This is a genomic window from Caballeronia sp. (assembly GCF_049581465.1).
In the GTDB taxonomy this organism is placed as follows: domain Bacteria; phylum Pseudomonadota; class Gammaproteobacteria; order Burkholderiales; family Burkholderiaceae; genus Caballeronia.
Window position 1 is genome coordinate 1 of the sequence record NZ_JBAUSA010000128.1, and the last position, 4,164, is coordinate 4,164.

2 protein-coding genes and 1 pseudogene are annotated in these 4,164 nt (G+C 59.4%); 1 reads left to right on the forward strand and 2 read right to left on the reverse strand.

The window, feature by feature from the left end; all coding sequences use genetic code 11:
• Together WCA53_RS03355 and WCA53_RS03360 are read right to left on the reverse strand one after the other, a co-directional pair.
• Positions 1-640: pseudogene (locus WCA53_RS03355) on the reverse strand (hypothetical protein); the annotation flags it as partial.
• A 50-nt stretch (positions 641-690) separates the two neighbouring features.
• On the reverse strand, positions 691-2,082 hold the full coding sequence (locus tag WCA53_RS03360; RefSeq protein ID WP_423905458.1) for a carbohydrate porin: 1,392 nt from the start codon (positions 2,080-2,082) through the stop codon (positions 691-693).
• Positions 2,083-2,995: 913 nt separating this feature from the next.
• Here WCA53_RS03360 and WCA53_RS03365 point away from each other — a divergent pair.
• Positions 2,996-4,156: a branched-chain amino acid ABC transporter substrate-binding protein gene (locus WCA53_RS03365; protein WP_423905456.1), complete on the forward strand. Its 1,161-nt coding sequence runs from the start codon at positions 2,996-2,998 to the stop codon at positions 4,154-4,156.
• Positions 4,157-4,164 lie beyond the last annotated feature (8 nt).

Consider the following 4,164-nt stretch of genomic DNA (forward strand, 5'->3'; position numbering starts at 1 on the left):
GCAGGATAGTGGCTTGCTTGAACACGGGCGGATTGCCCTTCGCCGAGCCCACACCGAAGCCTGCATTGCTCACGAACAGCGTGGCGTGATCGCCGTTATCGACGACGGCCATGTTGCCCCACGGATCGTTGATATTCGCGCTGGAGATGGTCGATACCACCTTGCCCTGGTTATCGATCACGATCAGGCAGCCCGCGCCCTTGGTGTCGGTCGTGCCATCATTGCTCGGCGTGCTGCCGACGATCACCCAGCCCGACTTCAGCATGGTCATCGCGGTGGACAAGCCAATGCCGCCCGGGCATTCCTTCAGGTCGCGCGGCACGGTAGCGAACACCGTCATCTGCTTCGTGTCCGGACGGTAATTGACGATCGTGCTGCCGGTGCCTTGCAAGTTGGCTGAGTTGTTGAAGTTGCCGACCAGCACGTCGCCCTGCTTGACCGTACCCGTCGTAACCGGCGCGACGACCAGTGCGTACGGATTCTGGTCGCCGTTGGACGGCACGGTGTTGATCAGCGTGGTGTGCTTGTGGAGTGTCTCGAGAAAACCCTGCGGCTCGGCCTGCGCGCTTTGAATGCCGACGCCTGCCAGCAGCGCCACCGATGCGAAAGCGAGAGAAGCGCTCGACTTGATGTGTTTCATGTAGATACTCCGGGTGCGTGCATTCATGTTCGAGGTTCCCGTCACGCCGATCAGAAAGTAATGGCGGTGCGTACGCCGGCCACGAACGTGTTGCGCAGCGGCTGCGTCGGATCGTTCGGATTCTGACCCGCGCCGGCGTTGAAGGTGTATTGCAGGTCGCCCTGAATCTGCCACCACTGGTTGACCTGGTACTGATAGGTCGCTTCAACGGCTGTTTCGCTGGTACGCACGCCGTACGGGCCGCCAGTCAGTTCGCGGTTGTCGAGATCGAGATCGTGCGCGTGGTTGCCGACCTTGATATACGCGAGGCCGATGCCGACGGTGTCGTTATCGCGGCCCTCGAACGGCGCCTTCATCACGATGCCCGCGTTGGCGCTGATGCTCACCAGATTGCGGTCGCCGGGTGCACCCATCACGCGGGCGAACACGCCGATACTACGCGGCTCGTCAGGATTGGGACGCCACACCATCTGGTCCGCCACGGCGTAGAAGCTGTAGTTGCCTTGATGCGACTGGGGCGTGCCGGTGCTCGCCGGACTGGCGAGCGACACGCCGGTGTTGTCGTAGAGAAGGTCGTTGAAGCGTTCGTTGTTGTACCAGACGCCGATCTTGTAGGTGCCTGGCAAACCGGTCTGCGGAACACCCTCCATTTGACCGTCGGAGGGCTGGTTGATCGAGTACTGCAACTCGCCGATATACATCGCGCCGCTGTGCAGGTTGAAGTTCGTGCCGCTCAGGTTGTTCGGGTTGTTGCCTAGCGGATCGCCGTCATACACACCTGCCAACGCGGTTAGTGAAGGCGTGATCTGGCCGCGAACGCGCACGCCGAGCGCGGACAGCGGATACGCCGGGCCGCCCGAGGGCATGTCATAGGACGGCAGGCCAGGCCAGCCAAACATGGTGTTGACGAACGTCGCGGCATAGCTGCTGACCATGAATTCCTGGTCGATACTTTGCTGCCCGACCTTCACGTCAACGCGCTTGTTCAGGAATGACTGCTGATACCAGAGTTCCCACAGGCGGGTGGTGTCTTCCGCCTCGATCCCGCTCGCCGTGTTCAGCGTGCCGAGATAGTACTCGCTGAGATTGCGGCCGTGGATCTGCAACGCACTCGCGTTAAATGTGCCGCCTTCCAGGCCGAAAGCCTTCTGGGTGTCGAGCTGGAGGGTAGCGGTAGTCAGGCCGTCATAGGTGCCACCGGTGTTCAGGCCCCCACGGAAGTTGTACAGGTATTCCGATACCTCCGTCGCCTGCAACGTCACACCATACTGCTCAAGCCACGGGCGCACGCCGAACATATCGCCGAGAAGGGTCGAGCGCCCCCAAACGCCGGTCCACTGACCGGCCGGCTGTGCCTTGATGTTCAAGTCAGGTTCGGCTGCGTCTGATGGCGTCGCATCCGGGCTGACCGCGGGAAGCGCGGGCGTATCGGTATCGGCCATCGCCGCAGCCGATGAGAACGCGAGCCACACCAGGGTCCCCATGAGCGCGATGCGGCGCTTGAGCGCCGTACGTGGATGCGTGCCGACGCGTGAGTCGATATATGAGTCGTGACTTGCATCACCACGCGGGTCGCACGAACCGATCTGGACGGGTTTCATCAAAATCCTCTTATCTGTTGCGACGGCTGCCCGCGTCGCGTTGTTTTTTCTTGAGATATCGCAGCGCATTGGCGCTCGACGTTGTCCGGACCCACCATCCAGAGGGGTAGGACAGAAGCAAATCGTACCGACCCCGACATAACGCGTCAACACAAATGAGAATGATTCGCATTAGAATTACAGATGAAAGGTTTGATGCTTACGAAATGGTGCGCATTCATGTTTTATAGAATGCTTATGGAAATATATAAGTAAACCTTATGATAGTTTTTAGAGTGAAAACTGCAACAAACCGGTCCGTTGGTGACGAATCAACTTGTGCTGCAATCTTCACGCGCGATCGTCTTTTGAACGGTGCCAGAGATGACGTGTCGAGTAGACCTAAGGGGCAAGGTGCGCGAGCAAGCATCGAGTGGCTAAAACGACAATTCCATCGCTATGCCGAAATCCGCATCGTCCATGCGATGAACTGCCAAGACGACGTCAATTTGGTTTCCTAAATTGAGCATGTCGACCGGTATCGGGAAATGAGTTAGCCGAACTCTCGCCGGCCTTCTCGTCCGCACATGGTGTCGTCGCGCCCGGGCAAATCCGTCTTGGCCCGGGTCGCCGGTTGTGTTCCAGTCGTGGGGCCAGACCGTGGAACAGGAATAGAAGGATCGAGAGAGAGACCTACCTATAGAAACCGAGCCGGCATCGAAGAATAGAAACCGTCTGCTAGCCCGAAGTGTCCAACTGAAGGAGAAGAGAAACCATGCGTCTTCGTACCAGCCTTAAACCGCTTTGCCTGTCTCTGGCGTGTGCTGCCGGAGCCCTGGCCGCATTGCCGGTGTCTGCCGCCGCTGACGATATCGATGTAAAGGTTGGCTTCGCTGCGCCGCTGACGGGCGCGAATGCCGGTTACGGCAAGGATTTGCAGAATGGCGTGCAACTTGCGCTCGATGAAGCGAACGCGAAGCAGATCAAGATTGGGGGCAAGACGGCCAAGTTCGTGATCCAAGCTGAGGACGATCAGGCTGACCCGCGCGTGGGCGTGCAGGCGGCGCAAAAGCTGGTTGATGGCGGCGTTGCCGTGGTCGTCGGTCACTTTAATTCAGGTACGACGATTCCCGCGTCGCAGGTTTATGAGACCGCCGGCATTCCGGTGATCGATCCGGCTGCGACCAATCCGACCATCACGCAGCGCGGCTTCGCGAACATGTTCACCGTCATTTCCAGCGATGCCCAGAACGCGGGCAATGCCGGAACGTACGCGGTGAAGGTGACGAAGGCCAAGAAGATCGCGATCCTTGACGACCGGACGGCCTTCGGCCAGGGCGAAGCGGACGAGTTTGAAAAAGCGGTGAAGGCGGCGGGCGGTTCGATCGTGGCGCATGAATTCAGCGACAACCAGACCGTCGATTTCAGCGCTCAGCTCACGGCGCTGAAGGCATCCGGGGCTGACCTGATCTTCTTCGGGGGTCTTGACCGGCAGGCGGCGGCTGTCGCCAAGCGCATGAAGCAACTTGGCATGACGGCGCAACTGGTTGGCGGTGGCGGCGTGATGGACGCGGATTTCCTTCAGCTTTCAGGCGATGCCGCCGAAGGCGCGATGGCCTGGGAATATGGCAGCCCGCTTGACAAGATGCCGCAGGGCAAGGCGTTCTCGGACAAGTTCCAGAAGCGTTTTGGTGTGGCGATCCTCTCGTATGCGCCGTTTGGCTATGACGCTGCGTGGGCTGCGGTGCATGCGATGCAGAAGGCCAATTCCATCGATCCGAATGTTTATCGGCCGGCGCTGAAAAGTATTTCGTTCCCGGGCATTACGGGCACGATTGCGTTTGACGATAAGGGCGCGTTGAAAAATGCATCGTCGACGATGTATCAGGTGAAGAACGGAGCGTGGGTGCCGATTGTGACCAAGAGCGGGACTTAGGTCTGGGA

Excerpts from the sequence above, each read along its gene's own strand:
- WCA53_RS03360 (WP_423905458.1), bottom strand. The coding sequence starts at position 2,082 with ATGGCCGATACCGATACGCCCGCGCTTCCCGCGGTCAGCCCGGATGCG.
- WCA53_RS03365 (WP_423905456.1), top strand. The coding sequence starts at position 2,996 with ATGCGTCTTCGTACCAGCCTTAAACCGCTTTGCCTGTCTCTGGCGTGT.